This is a genomic window from Myxococcus sp. XM-1-1-1 (assembly GCF_020037095.1).
GTDB lineage: Bacteria > Myxococcota > Myxococcia > Myxococcales > Myxococcaceae > Myxococcus > Myxococcus fulvus.
In genome coordinates this window covers 227,153-244,586 of sequence record NZ_JAIQDH010000009.1, presented here as the reverse complement: position 1 = coordinate 244,586, position 17,434 = coordinate 227,153, and the positions used below count along the sequence as shown (strand labels likewise).

At 71.0% G+C, this 17,434-nt stretch carries 13 protein-coding genes and 1 pseudogene; 7 read left to right on the top strand and 7 right to left on the bottom strand.

All coding sequences use genetic code 11. The annotated features are described in order from the left end of the window. The first annotated feature begins 49 nt into the window (after nt 1–49). Entirely contained in the window at nt 50–2,767 is a 2,718-nt protein-coding gene (locus K8640_RS19900) for a M1 family metallopeptidase (RefSeq protein ID WP_223748446.1), read from the top strand. A 2-nt stretch (nt 2,768–2,769) separates the two neighbouring features. Here K8640_RS19900 and K8640_RS19895 read toward each other — a convergent pair whose 3' ends face one another. After that, entirely contained in the window at nt 2,770–3,411 is a 642-nt protein-coding gene (locus K8640_RS19895; RefSeq protein ID WP_223748445.1) for an O-methyltransferase, read from the bottom strand. 94 nt (nt 3,412–3,505) lie between these two features. Between K8640_RS19895 and K8640_RS19890 the strand changes: the two genes are divergently transcribed. Continuing rightward, nucleotides 3,506–3,862 carry a hypothetical protein gene (locus tag K8640_RS19890; protein WP_046715845.1) on the top strand — a complete coding sequence of 119 codons (357 nt, stop codon included), beginning with the start codon at nt 3,506–3,508 and terminating at the stop codon, nt 3,860–3,862. Between the two features lie 43 nt (nt 3,863–3,905). Next, a complete protein-coding gene (locus K8640_RS19885; RefSeq protein WP_223748444.1) occupies nt 3,906–5,687 on the top strand; it encodes a serine hydrolase in 1,782 nt (593 codons plus the stop codon). A 12-nt stretch (nt 5,688–5,699) separates the two neighbouring features. On the opposite strand, the gene K8640_RS19880 is transcribed toward K8640_RS19885, so the two are convergent. Further along, on the bottom strand, nt 5,700–7,193 hold the full coding sequence (locus K8640_RS19880) for a carboxypeptidase M32 (RefSeq protein ID WP_223748443.1): 1,494 nt from the start codon (nt 7,191–7,193) through the stop codon (nt 5,700–5,702). A 68-nt stretch (nt 7,194–7,261) separates the two neighbouring features. Between K8640_RS19880 and K8640_RS19875 the strand changes: the two genes are divergently transcribed. Continuing rightward, entirely contained in the window at nt 7,262–7,804 is a 543-nt protein-coding gene (locus K8640_RS19875) for a hypothetical protein (protein ID WP_223748442.1), read from the top strand. Nucleotides 7,805–7,825: 21 nt separating this feature from the next. Here the strand turns inward: K8640_RS19875 and K8640_RS19870 are convergent, their stop codons facing one another. After that, entirely contained in the window at nt 7,826–9,451 is a 1,626-nt protein-coding gene (locus K8640_RS19870) for a peptide chain release factor 3 (RefSeq protein WP_223748441.1), read from the bottom strand. Nucleotides 9,452–9,567: 116 nt separating this feature from the next. Between K8640_RS19870 and K8640_RS19865 the strand changes: the two genes are divergently transcribed. Both K8640_RS19865 and K8640_RS42885 read left to right on the top strand, forming a co-directional pair. Continuing rightward, entirely contained in the window at nt 9,568–9,975 is a 408-nt protein-coding gene (locus tag K8640_RS19865; protein WP_223748440.1) for a RidA family protein, read from the top strand. Between the two features lie 81 nt (nt 9,976–10,056). Next, nucleotides 10,057–10,962 carry a helix-hairpin-helix domain-containing protein gene (locus tag K8640_RS42885; protein ID WP_223781637.1) on the top strand — a complete coding sequence of 302 codons (906 nt, stop codon included), beginning with the start codon at nt 10,057–10,059 and terminating at the stop codon, nt 10,960–10,962. Between the two features lie 64 nt (nt 10,963–11,026). Here K8640_RS42885 and K8640_RS19855 read toward each other — a convergent pair whose 3' ends face one another. The 4 genes and pseudogenes from K8640_RS19855 to K8640_RS19840 all read right to left on the bottom strand — a co-directional run. After that, entirely contained in the window at nt 11,027–13,216 is a 2,190-nt protein-coding gene (locus tag K8640_RS19855; RefSeq protein ID WP_223748439.1) for a kelch repeat-containing protein, read from the bottom strand. A 198-nt stretch (nt 13,217–13,414) separates the two neighbouring features. Continuing rightward, nucleotides 13,415–14,218: an ABC transporter permease gene (locus tag K8640_RS19850; RefSeq protein ID WP_223748438.1), complete on the bottom strand. Its 804-nt coding sequence runs from the start codon at nt 14,216–14,218 to the stop codon at nt 13,415–13,417. 4 nt (nt 14,219–14,222) lie between these two features. After that, complete coding sequence (locus K8640_RS19845; RefSeq protein WP_223748437.1) at nt 14,223–15,029, bottom strand: ABC-2 family transporter protein; 807 nt, start codon at nt 15,027–15,029, stop codon at nt 14,223–14,225. Further along, nucleotides 15,026–15,925, bottom strand: a pseudogene (locus tag K8640_RS19840) (ATP-binding cassette domain-containing protein); the annotation flags it as partial. The pseudogene K8640_RS19840 and the gene K8640_RS19845, both read right to left, overlap by 4 nt. A gap of 232 nt (nt 15,926–16,157) precedes the next feature. On the opposite strand from K8640_RS19840, the gene K8640_RS19835 reads away from it, so the two are divergent. After that, nucleotides 16,158–17,372, top strand: coding sequence for a small ribosomal subunit Rsm22 family protein (locus K8640_RS19835; RefSeq protein WP_223748435.1), 1,215 nt, complete (start codon nt 16,158–16,160; stop codon nt 17,370–17,372). The last annotated feature ends 62 nt before the right edge of the window (nt 17,373–17,434 follow it).

The following is a 17,434-nucleotide window of genomic DNA, read 5'->3' as shown; positions in this document are numbered from 1 at the left end:
AATGGACACCATCACGCGTCGCATGTGTCGGACGGGACGGAGCTCCTCGATGCGGTTGGGACACCTTGGCGCCATCCTCGGACTCTGGCTGACGCTCCTCCTCGTGGGGTGCCTGGGGCGCTCACGCGACGCGGCGCCCACGCCGATGCCTCGCCCTCGCGTCGTGCCCGCGCCCGTGGAGATGCCCCAAGCGCTCGTGCCACCCGGGCTGCGCCTGGAGGCCGGCGTGCGTCCCACGCGGCAGTCGGTGACGTTGGAGCTGGACCCGCGTCAGGAGACGTTCCGCGGCGAGGTGGACGTGGAGCTGTCCCTGTCGGAGCCCACGCGCGTGCTCTGGCTGCACGGCACCGAGCTGGCGCTGCGGCGCGCGCACGTCCAGACGGCGGACTCGCGCGTGCCGGTGGAGGCGATGCCGGTGGGCGAGGACCTGCTCGCCTTCGTCGCCCAGGCGCCGCTTCCGCCGGGCACCGTCACGCTGCACGTCGAGTACTCGGGCCGCGCGTACGACAAGGAGGACAGCGGCGTCTTCCGTGAAGAGGAGGAGGGCCGCTGGTACGCGATGACGCAGTTCCAGCCGCTGTACGCGCGGCGCGCCTTCCCCTGCTTCGACGAGCCCGGCTTCAAGATTCCCTGGTCGCTCACCCTGCGCGTGCGCGCGGAGGACGCCGCCTTCTCCAACATGCCCGTGCGTGCCGAGGAGCCAGGGGCCGAGGGCTGGAAGACGGTGCGCTTCCAGACGACGCCGCCCTTGCCCACGTACCTGGTGGCCTTCGCGGTGGGGCCCTTCGACGCGGTGGACGCGGGCACGGCGGGCGAGGCGAAGGTGCCGGTGCGCATGCTGGTGCCCCGTGGGCGGGGAGCGGAGGCCGCGTACGCCGCGTCCGTGACCGCGCCGCTGCTCGCCCATCTGGAGGAGTGGTTCGGCTCGCCCTATCCGTACTCGAAGCTGGATGTGCTCGCGGTGCCGGGGCTCGTGGGCGGCGCCATGGAGCACCCGGGCCTCATCACCTTCGGCGCGCCGCTGATGCTCCGCACGCCGGAGACGGACACGCTGTGGCGACAGCGCGGCTTCGCCGAGACGCAGGCGCACGAGCTGGCGCACCAGTGGTTCGGCAACCTGGTCACGCCCGCGTGGTGGGACGACCTGTGGCTCAACGAGTCCTTCGCGGACTGGCTCGCCTTCAAGATGGTGAAGCGCTGGCAGCCCGGGTGGCGCGCGGACGTGCGCCGCGTGGAGGCGCGCGGGCAGGCGATGCAGGAGGACTGGCTCGTCACCGCGCGCAGCATCCGCCAGCCGATTGAGTCACCCGGCGACATCCACGGCGCGTTCGACGGCATCACCTACGGCAAGGGCGCCGCGGTGCTCGCGATGTTCGAGTCGTGGGTGGGACAGGACGCGTTCCAGCGCGGCGTGCGTCACTACCTGCGCGCCCACGCGCGCGGCACCGCCACCACGGAGGACTTCTTCCACGCGCTGTCGCTCGAGGCCGGGCAGGACGTGGCGCCCGCGTTCTCCACCTTCCTGGACCAGCCCGGCGTGCCCCTGGTGGCGATGACGCTCCAGTGCCCCAAGGACGGCGCGCCCCGGCTCGCGCTGGAGCAGAAGCGCTACCTGCCCCTCGGCGCGAAGGACACCTCCGGGACGCGGGATTGGCGCGTGCCGCTGTGCGTGCGCTACGCGGTGGGCCAGAAGGAGGGCCGCGCATGCACGGTGCTCACCGGCGCCCGTGACACCCTGGCGCTGACCGAGGCGAAGGGCTGCCCGGACTGGGTGCACCCCAACGCGGACGCGCGCGGCTACTACCACGCGCTCCTGCGGGGGGACGGGCTGGAGAAGCTCGCGCGACGCGGCGGCGCGCGCCTCACCGTCCCCGAGCGACTGGTGCTGATGGCGGACGCGCGGGCGCTCGTCGGCAGCGGCGAGCTGGACGTCGGCCAGGCGCTCACGCTGGTGGCGCGGCTGGGCGAGGGCGACGCGGAGCTGGTCAGCAGCGCGGCGGAGGTGGTGGACAGCGTGCATCGGGACCTGGTGCCGGACTCGCTGCGCTCGCACCGGGCGCGCTTCGTGCGCGGGCTCTTCGGCGGACGCGCGCGCGCGGTGGGCTTCGTGTCGCGCCCCGGGGAGAGTGAAGAGACGCGGCTGATGCGCCCTTCCCTGCTCTCGATGGCGACGACCGAGGGCGAGGACCCGAGGCTGCGCGCCGAGGCGCGCCGACTCACGCTGCGCTGGCTCCAGGACCGGAGCACGCTCGCGCCCGAGGACCGGGCCACCGTCCTCAACGCGGCCGCCGCGGCGGGTGACGCCGAGTTGCACGAGCGCCTGCGCGCGGCCGCGCGCACCGCCACCGACGAGGAGCGCCGGCTGCTGCTCGCCACGCTCGGCGGCTTCCGCGACGTGACGCTCGCGAAGAAGAGCCTGGAGCTGCTGCTGGACGCGAAGGTGGACACGCGCGAGGCGCTGGCCATCCTCTTCGGGCTCCTGTCGGAGGCGCCCACACGCGAGGTGGCCTTCACCTTCCTGCACGAGCACTTCGACGCCCTGCGCGAGCGGCTGCCCCGCGACCTCACCACGTGGCTGCTCGGCGGCGGCGGGTTCTTCTGCGACGCCGCGCACCGCGACGAGGTGGCCCGGGTGTTCGGCCCGCGCGCCCGCGACGTCGAGGGCGGCGAGCGCGTGCTGGCCCAGTCGCTGGAGCGCGTGGACCAGTGCATCGCGCAGCGCGAGGCCCTGCGCCCCGGGCTCACGCGCTTCCTCGCGCGCTACTGACGTCAGCGCTTGCGCGCGAGCATCATCCCGTCACGCACCGTCAGCAGCACCGGCTCCACGCGCGCGTCCGCCACGACCTTCGCGTTGAAGGCCACCATCGCGTGGTCCGACTCCGACTCCGGGCTGAGCACGCGCCCGGACCACAGCACGTTGTCCGCGACCAGGAGCCCGCCCGGACGCACCAGCGGCACCGCCGCGTCCCAATAGGCGCCGTAGTTCCCCTTGTCCGCGTCGATGAAGACGAGGTCGAAAGGACCCCGCAGCGTCTTCAGGGTTTCCAGGGCAGGCCCGAGTCGAAGCTGGATTTTCCGACCCTGCGGACTCCTGGCGAAGAAGGCGCGCGCGATTTCCGCCGTCTCGGGATTGATGTCGCAGGTGATGAGCTCACCGTCGCCCGGGAGCCCCTCCGCCATCATCAGAGCGGAGTATCCCGTGAAGGTCCCGATTTCCAGGACGCGCCTCGCACTCGTGAGGGAGACGAGCATTTTCAGGAAGGCGCCCTCGACGGGGCCCACCTGCATTCCGGGAGAGGTCGTGCGCGACCGGGTGATGTCCTTGAGTTCCTCGAACAGTGGCGCGGGTGCCGCGGTGTGCGCGCGGGCGTACTCCTCGATTTCATTCGGGACGAGCGTGAGCTTCGGCATGGTGAACGTTTAACATCGGGCATCCCATGGCCCACTTCCAGTTGCTCCGCCGCTCGGCGTGCATACCCTGGTGGGCGCAACGGAGGTGCCTGCGATGACGGGAGCGAGACTGGGCGGTGCTCGCGCGGACGTGTCGCGCTGCATCGATGCGAGCCTCCAGTGTCAGGCGTCGTGCGAGGCGGGCATGGCGCGCCTGCTGGCCCAGGGCCAGACGCTGAGCAGCGCCTCCGTGCGCGCGCTGCGGCAGTGCGCGGAGCTGTGCGAGCTCAACGTGCGCGCGCTGCGCAAGGAGAGCCGGCTGGCGCGGCACACCACCAACCTGTGCTTCGAGCTGAGCAACCAGGTGGCCCGCGCGGCCTGGCTGGACGCGGATGACGCCAGTTCGTACTCGCTCGCCCGGGACGCGCTGCGGCTCGCCCGCTCGTGCCGCCCGCTGCTGTTCTCGTTCTGAGCCGCGATACATCCGCCGGAGCCCGCGCTAGGCTCGGCGTCAGATGAATTGCATCTACAACCCGACCATCAACTTCCTCCTCATCCTCGGGCTGGTGTTCTCCGCCCTCCCCGCGCGTGGCCAGACCGCCGCCGCGCCCCCGGTGTCCGCCGAGCGGCTGGTGGGCACCTGGGGCACTGAGCGGGTCCTCGGTCCCCAGGTCCGGGGTGAATTGACGCTGACGCGCGAGGCAGACACGTGGCGCGCGCGCATCGCCGGCTTCGAGGCTCCGGCGCGCGTGGAGGGCACCCAGGTCTCCGTCGTCCTGCCGGGCGGACAGGGCGAGCTGCGCGCCACGCGCTCGAAGGACGGCAAGCGCATCCGGGGCCACTGGATTCAGCCGCGAGTCCAGATGAGCGGCATGAAGTTCGCCTCGCCGGTGGAGCTGCGTGCGCTGCGCGCGGACGTGTGGCGTGGACAGGTGGCGCCGCTGGAGGACCGGTTCTCGCTGTACCTGGTGGTGCGCAAGGAGACCGACGGCACCGTGACGGCGTTCCTGCGCAACCCCGAGCGCAACGTGGGCAACCGGGTGCTGTTCCGCGTGAGCGTCGAGGGCAACACCGTGCGACTGACGCCGACGAAGGGCGGGGCCACGTACCAGGGGACGTTCGACGCGGACTCGGAGCGGCTGTCGCTGCACTACCCGCCCTTCGAGACGACGTTCGACTTCACACGGCGGGAGCGCTCGCAGGCGGTGGGCCTGTACGCGCGCACGCCCGCGCCGGGCCCCTACGTCTACCGGCCTCCTGTCGCCGAGGATGACGGCTGGAAGACGGCGTCACTCGCGGACGTGGGCATGGACGCGCAGCCGCTGCGCGAGCTGGTGCAGCAGATTCTCGACCAGGAGCCGAGCCCCGATTCGGCGCCGGCCATCCAGGGCCTGCTGGTGGCGCGACGCGGGAAGCTGGTGGTCGAGGAGTACTTCCAGGGCTTCGACAAGGAGCGTCCGCATGACCTGCGCTCGGCGGCGAAGACGTACGCCTCCGTGCTGGTGGGCATCGCGCTGGACCAGGGCGCGCCCTTCACCGTCGACACACCCGTCCTCTCGCTGCTCCCCGAGTACCAGGGCAAGGTGGCGCACCTGGATGAGCGCAAGCGCAGGCTCGACGTGGCGCACCTGATGTCGATGTCCACGGGGCTGGCGTGTGACGACGATGACGCGGAGTCACCGGGCAACGAGGACCGGCTCGAGGACTCCGTCCCGGATTGGTACAAGTACACGTTGGATTTGCCCATGGTGTCCGAGCCGGGGACGAAGGGCGTGTACTGCTCGGCGAACATCAATTTGGTGGGCGGCGTGCTGCGCAACACCACGAAGCGGTGGATTCCGGAGTTCTTCACCGAGCACCTCGCCACGCCGCTCCAGATGCGCGACTACCACCTGGACCTGATGCCGGACGGCGAGCAGTACCTGGGCGGCGGCATCTACATGCGCCCGCGCGACGCGCTGAAGCTCGGGCAGCTGTACCTCTCGGGAGGGACGTGGAACGGCCGGCGCGTGGTGAGCAAGCGATGGGTGGAGCAGTCCATCGCGAAGCACGCGACGATGAACGAGAAGCAGACCTACGGCTACACGTGGTGGCGTCACGAGCTGAAGGTCGGAGAGCGCGTGTTCTCCGAGTACGAGGCCTGCGGCAACGGCGGACAGCTCGTGATGGTCGTCCCCGAGCTGGACCTCGTCGTGATGTTCACCGCGGGCAACTACAACCACGTCGCGCTCTGGCGGAAGTTCCGTGAGGAGCTGCTGCCCAAGTTCATCATGGCCGCGGTGCGCTCCGGGAAGTGAGCGCGCCTCGACTCAGAGCGTGATGCCGTAGAGCGCGCCGTACTTCGAGCGCAGGTGCGTGAGGAAGTCCGCGTCGGTGAGCCCCTGCCCCGTCACCACGCGCACCCGCTCCTCCGCGGGCAAACGGAAGCCATGCTGGTGCACGCGGTCGCGCAGCCAGTCGCGCAGGGGCAGCATCTTCCCCTGGCGAAGCTGCGCGTCCAGGTCCGGCAGCTCCCGCCCCGCGACGCGGTAGAGCGACGCCGCGTAGAGGTTGCCCAGCGAGTACGTCGGGAAGTACCCCAGCTCGCCCCAGGCCCAGTGGATGTCCTGCAACACGCCCTGCGTGTCATCCGGCGGCGTCACGCCGAGGTAGCGCTCCATGCGCTCGTTCCACGCCGCGGGCACGTCGTCCAGCGGGAGCGCGTCACGCAGGAGCAACAGCTCCAGCTCGTAGCGCACGGCGATGTGCAGGTTGTACGTCACCTCGTCGGACTCGGTGCGGATGAGCGACGGCCGCACCTCGTTCACCGCCGCGAGGAAGTCCTCCAGGTCCACGCCCTTCAGCGCCTCCGGGAAGCTGTCACGCAGCAGCGGGAAGTAGTGCTCCCAGAACGGCCGGCCCCGGCCCACCTGGTTCTCCCACAGCCGCGACTGCGACTCGTGCAGCCCCATCGAGGGAGACGCCGCCAGCGGCGTGCGGTGCAGCTCCGGCGCGAAGCCCTGCTCGAACAGCCCGTGCCCCGCTTCATGGATGGTGCTGAAGATGGCCGACAGCGGATTCGACTCGTCCACGTGCGTGGTGAGCCGCACGTCGAGCGCATGCGTGCCCCCGGTGAACGGGTGGATGCTCAAGTCCTGCCGCCCCGCCTCCAGGTCGAAGCCGATGCCCTCGAGCAGCTTCAACGTGAAGCGCCACTGCGCGTCCTTGTCGAAGCGGCGCCCGTCGAACACGGGCCGAGGACGCGTCCCCGTCCCCGTGAGCTTGCCCACCATGGGCACCAGCTGCTCGCGCAGCGCCGTGAGCACCGGCGTCAGTCGGGAGACCCGCATGCCCGGCTCGTACCCCTCCAGCAGGGCGTCGTAACGCTCACCGTCATGCCCGTAGGCGTCCGCCTGCTCGCGGCGCAGGGACAACAGCCGCTGGAGCGCGGGCTGGAACCGGGCGAAGCGGCGCTCCTTGCGGGCCTCCCGCCAGGCGTGGAGGCCATGGCTCTGGGCCTCGGCCAGGGCACGCACCAGGGCGGCGGGCACGCGCACCTCGCGCTCCCGTTCCCGCTGGAGCACGGCCACCATGGCCTGCTCGTCCCCGGTCAGCCCAGGGTCCACGGAGGCCTTGGAGAGGGCCTCTCCCAGCCTCGGGTCCACCAGGCGCTCGTGGTGGAGCCCCTGGAGGGTGGAGAGCTGCTGGGCGCGGGCCGGACCCGCCTTGGAGGGCAGGTACGTCTCCTGGTCCCACGTGGCGAGGCCGATGAGCCCCTGGAGGTCCTTCAGCTCCTGCATCCGGGAGAGCAGCCAGGTATCCATGGGGACTCTATAGCGCGCCTCACCCCGGACTTCCGCCCCGGAGGACACAAGGGTATGAGGGCCCGGCAATGGCCAATGTCCTCCAGTTCTTCATGACCCCCGACGACGAGCTCGCCTTCTTCCGCTACCTGGAGCGCTTCGTGCTGGAGGTGTACCCCCGCCGCGTCCCGGAGGACTGGGTGACGTTCCGCGCCCACCAGGACCACATGGACCGGCTGCCCCAGGAGGACCTGTACCTGGTGGCCAGCGAGATTGGCCCCGCCATCGTCGACAAGGTGAAGCGCGGCCCGGACAAGGGCAGCTGGCGCGTGGACGAGGTGCGCTCCCCCGTCATCTTCATGGAGCGCTGCCGCACCAACGAGGAGGGCGAGCTGGTCTCCGGCAAGCTCTGGGCGGAGCTGGACATCACCGCGCAGACGGGCCGCAAGAACGCGGCGCCGGACCGCTTCCGGGGCCTGTTCCTCGAAATCGAGGAGCACGTGAAGAAGACGTACCGCCGGGGCCAGCCGAAGGACTTCTTCGTCGGCCCCAAGGCGGCCCGCCTCTACAAGGAGGGCCTGGTCCTTCGCGACTCCCAGTTCCGCGGCGGCACGGTCAACGTCTACAAGTAGCCGCCCGCCGCGCGGGGAGCCTCAGCTCCCCGTGTTGAGCGCCAGCGCCTTGCGCAGCTGCGGGGCCTCGTTGAGGAACTTCAGGTCCGGGTGCTTGTCCTCGGCGTGCTGGAGCGCCCAGTCGTCGCGGAAGAGGACCAGCGGCAGCCCGTCGCGGTCCTGCACCGTCTGACGGTTGCCCTCCCAGTCGAAGGACTTGGGGTCGAAGTTGGGCCCCACCACCCAGCGCGCGTGGCTGAAGGGCAGCCGGTCCAGGGCGATCTTCGCCCCGTACTCGTGCTCCAGCCGGTACTGGAGGACCTCGAACTGGAGCGCGCCGACCACGCCGACAATCGGGTCCTTCATGCCCATGGCCAGCTGCTGGAAGATCTGCACCGTGCCCTCTTCCGACAGCTGCTCCAGGCCCTTCTCCATCTGCTTGCGGCGCAGCGGGTCCTTGGAGCGCACCACGGCGAAGTACTCGGGGCTGAAGCGCGGCACGCCCTCGAACTCCACGTCCGTGCCCTCGGCGAGCGTGTCGCCGATGCGGTACTGCCCCGGGTCGAACAGGCCGATGACGTCCCCGGGCCACGCGTCTTCAATCGCGGTGCGCTCGGCGGCCATGAACTGGCTGGGCTTGGCCAGGCGCACCTCCTTGCCCAGGCGCGAGTGGTACGCGTTCATGCCCTTGACGTAGCGGCCGCTCACCACGCGCATGAAGGCGATTCGGTCGCGGTGCGCGGGGTCCATGTTCGCCTGAATCTTGAAGACGAAGCCCGCGAACCTGGGGTTGTTCGGCTCGCGCGGGCCGCTCGTCGTCGGGCGCGAGGTGGGCGCGGGCGCCAGGTCCAGGAACGCGTCGAGGAACGGGCGCACGCCGAAGTTCGTCATCGCGCTGCCGAAGAACATGGGCGTCAACTGCCCCGCGTCGCTCTTCTCGCGGGTGAACTCGTCCCCGCCGATGTCGAGCAGCTCGATGTCCTCGTGCAGCTTCGCCAGCTCCGCCTCGGTGAGCACCGTCTTGATTTCATCCGAGTCGATGGAGACCGAGCGCTCGGCGACCTCCGACTCGCCGTGGGAGCCCTCCGCGGAGAAGACGTGGACCACGCGGGCCTGCCGGTCGTAGACGCCGCGGAACTCCGGCCCCATGCCGATGGGCCAGTTCATCGGGTACGAGCGGATGCCGAGCACCTGCTCCAGCTCGTTCATCAGCTCGAGCGGCTCGCGGCCGTAGCGGTCCAGCTTGTTGACGAAGGTGAAGATGGGGATGCCGCGCATGCGGCAGACCTTGAAGAGCTTCTTGGTCTGCGGCTCGACGCCCTTGGCGGCGTCGATGAGCATCACCGCCGAGTCCGCCGCGGCCAGCGTGCGGTAGGTGTCCTCGGAGAAGTCCTGGTGGCCCGGGGTGTCCAGCAGGTTGACCGCGTGGTCCCGGTAGGAGAACTGGAGGACGGACGAGGTGACGGAGATGCCGCGCTCCTTCTCCAGCTCCATCCAGTCGCTGGTGGCGTGGCGCCTCGCGCGCTTGGCCTTGACGCTGCCGGCCAGGTGGATGGCGCCGCCGTAGAGCAAGAGCTTCTCGGTGAGCGTGGTCTTGCCCGCGTCGGGGTGGGAGATGATCGCGAAGGTGCGCCGCCGGGCGACCTCCCTGTCGAGCTCGTTCGTCATGACCCGAGGCCAACTACCACGGGCCGTGTTTCCTTGCAGCCAGCAAGGAGCCCCTGGCGGTCCGCCCGACGCCCGTGGGAGGGTCCGCCCACCCTTTCTCGCCCCTGGAGGCGGCCATGCAGCGGACCCACCACTCGACAGGTACTCCCTGGGAGCCCCGCGTGGGCTACTCGCGCGCGGTGCGCGTGGGCCCCTTCGTCTCCGTCTCCGGCACCACCGCCACGGACGCCCAGGGCCAGGTGGTGGGCCCCGGGGACGCCTACCTCCAGGCCACGCAGACCCTGCGCAACATCGAGGCCGCGCTGAAGGCCGTGGGCGCCAGCCTGAAGGACGTGGTGCGCACGCGCATGTACGTCACGGACATCTCCCGCTGGGAGGAGGTGGGCCGCGCCCACGGGGAGTTCTTCGCCGCCATCCGCCCCGCCACGTCGATGGTGGAGGTGAGCAAGCTCATCGACCCGGCGATGCTGGTGGAGATTGAAGCGGACGCCATCGTGGCGGACGCGCCGGCTCCGACGTCCTGAGGAGCGGGCGCTCCCCTGCCCGCCCGGTGTCCCAGGTCGGGGTGGCCGCCTGGGACGCGACGCTCCAAGTTGGAGGGAGCCATGGGCGTCGAATGGAAGGACAACATCAGCCTCGCGGACGCGCTGGAGCGCGTGGCAGACCTGCTCGAGCAGCAGGACGCCATGCCCTTCCGGGTATCGGCCTACCGCAAGGCGGCGGCGACGGTGGGGAAGTGGCCGGACTCCGTGGCGGAGCTGCTCGCGTCCAAGGGCGAGGCGGGTCTCCGGGAGCTGCCCGGGGTGGGCAAGAGCATCGCGGCCTCCATCGCGGAGCTGGTGCGCACCGGGCACCTGGGGCTGTTGCAGCGCCTGGAGGACGAGTCCTCTCCCGAGCAGCTGCTCGCCAGCGTGCCGGGCATCGGGCCGGAGCTCGCGCGGCGCATCCATGAGGAACTCGGGGTGCGCTCGCTCGAGGAGCTGGAGCAGGCGGCGCACGACGGGCACCTGGAGGCGGTGGAGGGCTTCGGTCCTCGTCGCGGGCAGCAGGTGCGCGACCTGCTGGCGGCGCGGCTGGGCCGCAACCGGCGCGGGCTGGCGCGCAAGCAGGAGCAACGGGAGGAAGGCGGTCCCCAGCCGGACGTCGGGCTGCTGCTCCAGGTGGACGAGGAGTACCGTCGGCGCGCGGAGGCCGGCGAGCTGCGCACCATCGCGCCCCGGCGCTTCAACCCCACGGGCGAGGCGTGGCTGCCGGTGCTGCGGCGCAAAGTGGACGGGTGGAGCGTGCGCGCGCTGTTCTCCAACACGGCGCTCGCGCACCAGCAGGACGCGACGCGCGAGTGGGTGGTGCTCTACTTCGACAAGGACGGCGACGAGGGCCAGTGCACCGTCGTCACCGCGCACGGCGGGCCGCTGGATGGACGGCGCGTCGTGCGGGGCCGCGAGGTGGAGTGTCTGGCCTACTACGGCGTGGAGTCCGAGGAGACGGAGGCGCCGCCTCCCGGCGCGTGAGCGCGGCCCTCCACGCCACGTCCCGCCCGCGGCATCCCGCACGCGCGGGACATGACACCGCGTCTCAGGGCGCCGGGAAGTAGAGCTCCACGGTGGAGACCGCGCCGCTCGAGCCCAGCCCGCCGGTGACGAGCAACCGGTCCGAGCCCGCCAGGCGCGACACCGCCGCGCTCGACAGCGGATTGGACAGCGCGCCCGCGGACGTCCACAGGCCCGTGGCCGGGTCATACACCTCGGAGGTGGGCAACAGCCCCGTGGCGGCACCCGCGTCCCCGCCCATGACCAGCACCCGGCCCGACGGCAGCACCGACGCCATCGCCCCGTAGCGGCTGCTCGACATGGGCGCCACCGGCATCCACAGGCCCAGCGCGGGCTCGTAGATTTCGGCCGAGGCCAACGCGCCCCCCTGGCCCCAGCCGCCCGCCACCAGCACGCGGCCTCCCGGCAGCGACACCGCGACGTGGCCATAGCGCGTGCCCGACATGGAGCCCGCGGGAGACCACACCCCGGTGTTCATGTCGTAGAGCTCCGCGGTGGCCGTGTCCCCCGTGGGCGTGGTGCCACCGGCCACCAGCACGTGTCCCGACAACAACATCGTGGCGGTGTGGTTGATGCGCTTCACGCTCATCGAGCCCGTGGCGCGCCAGGTGCCCGATGGCGGGTCATACAGCTCCGCCGTGGCCTGGATGCTGCCGAAGCTCGACGAAGACCGCCCTCCCGTCACCAGCACCTGCCCGGAGAGCAGCAACGTCGCGGTGTGCCGCGAGCGCGTCCCCGCGAGCGCGCCGGTGGTGCTCCAGAGGCCGGTGTCCGGGTTGTACACCTCGGCGGAGGACAGGTAGGACGACCCGGAGGCCTGACCTCCCGCCACCAGCACCCTGCCCGAGGGCAGCACCGTCCCGGTGTGCAGGAAGCGCGGGGTGACGAGGCTGCCCGTCGCCGTCCACGTGGCTTGGGCCTCGTCATACAGCTCCGCGCCGCCCAGGCCCGCGCCGCCCATCGTGCCGCCCGCCACCAGCACCTTGCCGGACCCCAGGAGTGACGCCGTGTGCTGATAGCGCGTCGTCGCCATGCTCGTGGTGAGGCGCCACGGCGGCGTGGGCACCGAGTACCGCTCGGCCGTGGCGGAGCGCTGCACGCTGTCGGGGCTTCCGCCCGTGACGAGCACGTCGCCCTGGACCAGCAACGTCGCCGTGTGGCCCAGCCTGCTCGTGCTCATGGACGCCACCTGCGTCCAGCGCCCCTGCGCCGGGTCATACAGCAGCGCCGTCTCCAGGTAGGGCTCGTTGCCGTCCGAGCCTCCGGTGACGAGCACCTCGCCCGAGTGCAGGAGCGTGGCCGTGTGCTGCGCGCGCTCCGCCGGCAAGGCCTGCGTGACGGGGCTCCAGCTCCCCATGCCCGGGTCGAACACCTCCACGCCGCGCGTCGCGGTGAACTCGTCCACGAAGCCGCCCACCACCAGCACCTTGCCGGACAACAGCAGCGTCGCCGTGTGGCCCGCGCGCGCCACGAGCAGACTCGCCGCGACGCTCCACGTCCCGGTGGACGGCTCGTACAGCTCCGCGTCGCGCAGGAACGCGCCCCGAGGCCCCTGTCGTCCGCCCACCACCAGCACCCGCCCGTTGGGCAGCAGCGTCGCCGTGTGGCCCACGCGCGGCCTGCGCAGCGCCCCCGTCTGGGACCACGTGCCCGTGGCCGAGTCATAGAGCTGCGCGCTCGCGAGCCCCGCGCCCGCGCCGTTCTCCCCGCCCACCACCAGCACCTTGCCGTTGCCGAGCAACGTCGCCGTGTGGCCCGAGCGCAGCGAGTCCAGGCTGCCCGTCGGCGCCCACGAGCCCAGCGACGGCTCATACAGCTCCGCGGTGCCCGTGGCCGACGCCGCCGAGTCGCCCCCCACCACCAGCACCTTGCCGTTGCCCAGGAGCGTCGCCGTGTGTCGCCGCCGCGCCGCGTTCAGCGTGCCGCCTGTGAGCCAGCGCGCGCCCCTCACGTCATACAGCTCCGCGCTCGTGGAAGACTGCCCCCCCACCACCAGCACGTTGCCGGAGCGCAGCACCGTCGCCGTGTGGTCCACCCGCTGCAACGTCATGCTCGCCGTCAACGACCAGCCCAGCTCCGGCACGGGCGCGGCGGTCAGCCCCGCACCCGCCCCCCTGGCTTCCGACGGCTCTGCAAATTCTTCGTGTGAGCATCCCGTGAGGACAAGCGCCGTCACCAGCGCGGCCAGGTGGCCGAGCCTGATACATCGTTTCATGGAGGGAGGTCCTTTCCCGAGGGGGATGTGGGGCCCGATGGCCCGCACAGGGCGGCGCTTAACCCAATCCCTGGGAGCGAGGCCAATCCCGCCTCTGAAAAAACACGCTCCACCCCTGCGACAGGTGGGGTTGATACACCCCACCGCCGAGTCGACAAGCGCCCGTCCGCCCGGCGGAACCGGGCGAGATGAAAGGGATTAGCTGCTGGCCGAGGTGTAATGGCCGATGGAGCGAATCCAGACGCGCCGCGCCACCCACGCGAAGAGCGCCGAGCCCACCACCGCGCCAACGAGGGACACCGTCGGCAGCCGGCCCAACATGGCTTCGGCCGGGAAGGTGGTCATCAGGGCGAGGGGAATCACGTAGGTGAAGACGAGCGTCAACGCGCCGCGCGCCACGCCCTTGAACACCGACGAGGGCCACCGCGCGAAGTCGAAGATGGACGAGAAGAGGAAGGTGAGGTTGTCCACCCGGACGACGAAGAACGCGGCGCTCACCGTCAATATCCACAGCGAGTACAACAGCAGCGTGCTGGTGCCCAGCAGCAGCACGGACGCGAGGAGCCCCAGGGGTGACGGCCCGCGGCCCAGCAGCATGAAGGCGTAGACGAACAGGCCCAGGCCGGTGAGTACGTTGAAGGCGCGCCACGGCAGGAAGCGCTGCGTCGACACGAGGAACTGCGCGTCCGCGGGCTTGAGCAGCACGAAGTCCAGCGTGCCCTTGCGGATGTGCTCCACCACGCCCGTGAGGCTGGGGTTGATGGCCCCCTCGAGCACGCCTTGCAGCAGGGTGAACCAGCCCACCACGAGCAGCGACTCGCCGAAGGTCCACCCCTCCACCGCCGGCCGTCGCCCGTAGACGACGAACAGCGGCGCCAGCGCGGTGAAGACCCAGCACAGGGACGTGAAGCCCTCGGTGAGGAAGTCCGCCCGGTACTGGAGCGCCTGGAGCCCGGAGGCCTTGAGCTGTACGCCGAGCAGTCGCAGATAACGCCGCACCATGCCCCTACCCTCCGAACGCCGCGAAGCGCTTCACGCCCTGCTTCCAGAGCGTCACCGCCAGGACGCCCATCCCCAGCACCCACGCCCACTGCCGCGCGAGCAGCCCCAGCGCCGTGGGCACATCATGCGCGCTCGTCATCAGCTCCACCGGCAGGCCCATCTGGTAGCGGAACGGCAGCCAGTCGATGAGCGTGCGCAGCCCCTCGGGCAGCAGCTCCACCGGGTACATGTAGCCGGAGCAGACGAAGAAGAGGACCATCCAGACCTCCATCATCTTCTGGCTGCTGTCCATGAAGAGGCTCAGCGCGCCGATGGCCACGTTGGCCAGGAACGTGATCGCCCAGCCGCCCAGCACCGCGATGATGAACAGGGCCCAGCCCCACGCGTGCTGGGGCACCGCCTTGTCGGCGCCCACCAGCGCCACGCTCACCAGCACCACCGGCACCGCGACCACGACGCGCATGGGGAAGCCCGCGACGTTCTCCGACGCGTAGGCCCACAGGGGCGACACGGGACGCAACAGGCGCATGGCCAGCGTGCCCTGCTTCACCTCCCAGTTGATGAGCCACGCGGCCCAGGCGCTGGTGAGCTGGCGCACCGCGAAGGTGGCCAGGAAGTAGCTGACGAAGTCGACCTGGCCGTAGTTGCCCACGGGCGCGTCCTTGGACACCGCCATCCACAGCACCATGTTGACCAGCGGCATGGTGGTGGACAGCACCCAGACGAACATCTCCGCGCGGTAGGCAATCGACTCGGCGAAGCCCACGCGCAGCATGGTGGGCAGGGCGCGCAGCACGCCTCGGGCGCTCACGCCGGCACCACCTGAGCCGTCGACTCGCGGCGCGCCTTGTTCTCCGCGAACAGCTCGCTCATGACCTCCTCGAGCGGCGCGTTCTCCACCGTGAGGTCCGTCACCGGCAGGCCCGACAGGGCGCGGGAGATGGTGGCGTTGACCGCGTCCTGGCGCACCTGGAGCACCGCCATCCCCGCCTCGTGCGTCACCAGCTTGCCCAAAGGCTCCAGCCGGCCCGCCTCCACCTGCTCGGACAGGCGCAGCACCACGCGCTTCTCCGGGCGCACGCGCTGCACCAGCGCGTCCAGGCTGCCGTCGTAGGAGAGCAGCCCCTTGTCGATGACGATGACGCGCGGACACAGGGCGGCCACGTCGTCCATGTAGTGGCTGGTGAGGATGAGCGTGGCGCCGTACTTCTCGTTGTAGTCCTTGATGAAGGTCCGCATGGTGGCCTGCATGGACACGTCCAGGCCGATGGTGGGCTCGTCCAGGAACAGCACGCGGGGGCGGTGGATGAGGGCCGCGGCCAGCTCGCACTTCATGCGCTCGCCCAGGGACAGCTGCCGGGTGGGCTTGCCGATGAGGTCGCCAATCTCCAAGAGGCCCACCAGCTCGTCCAACGTCTGCTTGTATTGGGCCGCGGGCACGTCGTAGATGGCGCGGTTGAGCTCGAAGGTCTCCGCCGGTGGTAGGTCCCACAGGAGCTGCTGCTTCTGCCCCATGACGAGCATGATTTTCTTGAGGAACGCCTCCTCGCGCAGGCGCGGCACGTGGCCGTCCACCCGGACCTCGCCCTCGGACGGGTGCAAGAGGCCGGAGAGGACCTTGAGCGTGGTCGTCTTCCCTGCGCCGTTGGGGCCCAGGAAGCCCACGCGCTCGCCGGGGCGGATGTCGAAGGAGATGCCATCCACGGCCTTCACGGAGGTGTAGGTGCGGTGGAAGAGCGAGCGGAGGGCCGCCTTGAGGCCAGGCGGGCGCTTGTGGACTTTGTAGTGCTTGCGCAGCCCTTGGACGGAGATCATGTGCGACAAGGGTTTAACGCGGACGCCCCCGGGTGGCGACCGTGGAGTTGAGCAAGTGGCGCGGTGACAACGGGTTGACACGGGCCGCTGCCGGGAGCGGCCCCTCGGTCGAAGGCTTGGCGGGATGAGCAACGCATACAGCAAGGACCTGGAGCGGTGGATGCCGCGGCTCATCGCCGTGTGGCGCCAGTCGCGCGGCCGGGGGGACGGGCCGGAGACGAAGCTGACGCCGCAGGAGGTCAAGGAGGTGGGCGCCGGCGTGCGGCAGCTGTCCCTGGGCCTGACGCGGGAGCGGCAGCTCGCGGGCGCGCGCTACATGGACGACCCGAAGCTCCTGGGCGCCTATCTCCTCTTCTACTGGCCGGTGTCCTACGCGCAGGCCCGGCAGGTGTTGGGAGAGCTGCCGAACCGGCCCCGGCAGGTGCTGGATTTGGGCAGTGGCCCGGGGCCGGTGGCCTTCGCGGCGATGGACTCGGGAGCCAAGGAGGTGACGGCGGCGGACCGCAGCAAGCCGGCGCTGAACCTGGCGCGCGCGCTGGCGACCGAGGCCGGCGAGGCGCTGGCCACGCGCGAGTGGGACCCGACGAAGAAGGCCGCGGCGCTGCCGGAGGGACAGTTCGACCTCATCACGATGGGGCACGTCATCAACGAGCTGTACGGCACGGGCGACGCGGCGACGAACCCGCGCGCGGCGCTGCTGGAGGCGGTGCTGGCGAAGGTGAAGAAGGGCGGCAGCCTGCTGGTGATGGAGCCGGCGCTGCGCGAGACGAGCCGGGGCCTGTTGCACGTGCGCGACGCGCTGGTGGCGCGAGGCTACGCGGTGCGCGCGCCGTGCATGTACCGGGGGCCGTGTCCGGCGCTGGTGAAGGAGACCGACTGGTGCCACGCGGAGCGGCCGTGGCCGATGCCTCGCGTCGTGGAGGAGCTGGCCAGAGCGGCGAGCCTGCACAAGGAAGCGCTGAAGATGAGCTACCTGATGCTGGCGCCCAAGGGCGAGGAGTGGCCCCAGACGCCGCCGGGGCGGCTGTTCCGCATCGTCTCCGAGCCGCTGGAGGGCAAGGGGCGCCACCGCTACATCGGCTGCGGGCCCGAGGGCCGCGTGGGCCTGGCGATGCAGGAGCGCCACCGCAACGAGAAGAACGAGCGCTTCCTCCAGTTGCACCGGGGTGACGTCATCGCGGTGACGGAGACGGAGCCCAAGGGCGACGGCCTGGCGCTCGGGGAGACATCGGAGGTGCGGATGGTGGCGCCCGCGGGCAAGGGCGTGCCTCCCCCGCCTCCGAAGGAGGACGCGCCTTCGAGCCCGGGAACCAGCCCGAGCCCCGGCGCGCCCTCCTGAGACGTCCACGTGCCCCTCGGGGACCGACACGCCCCGCGAGCACGTCGACGTCGGCTTCACGC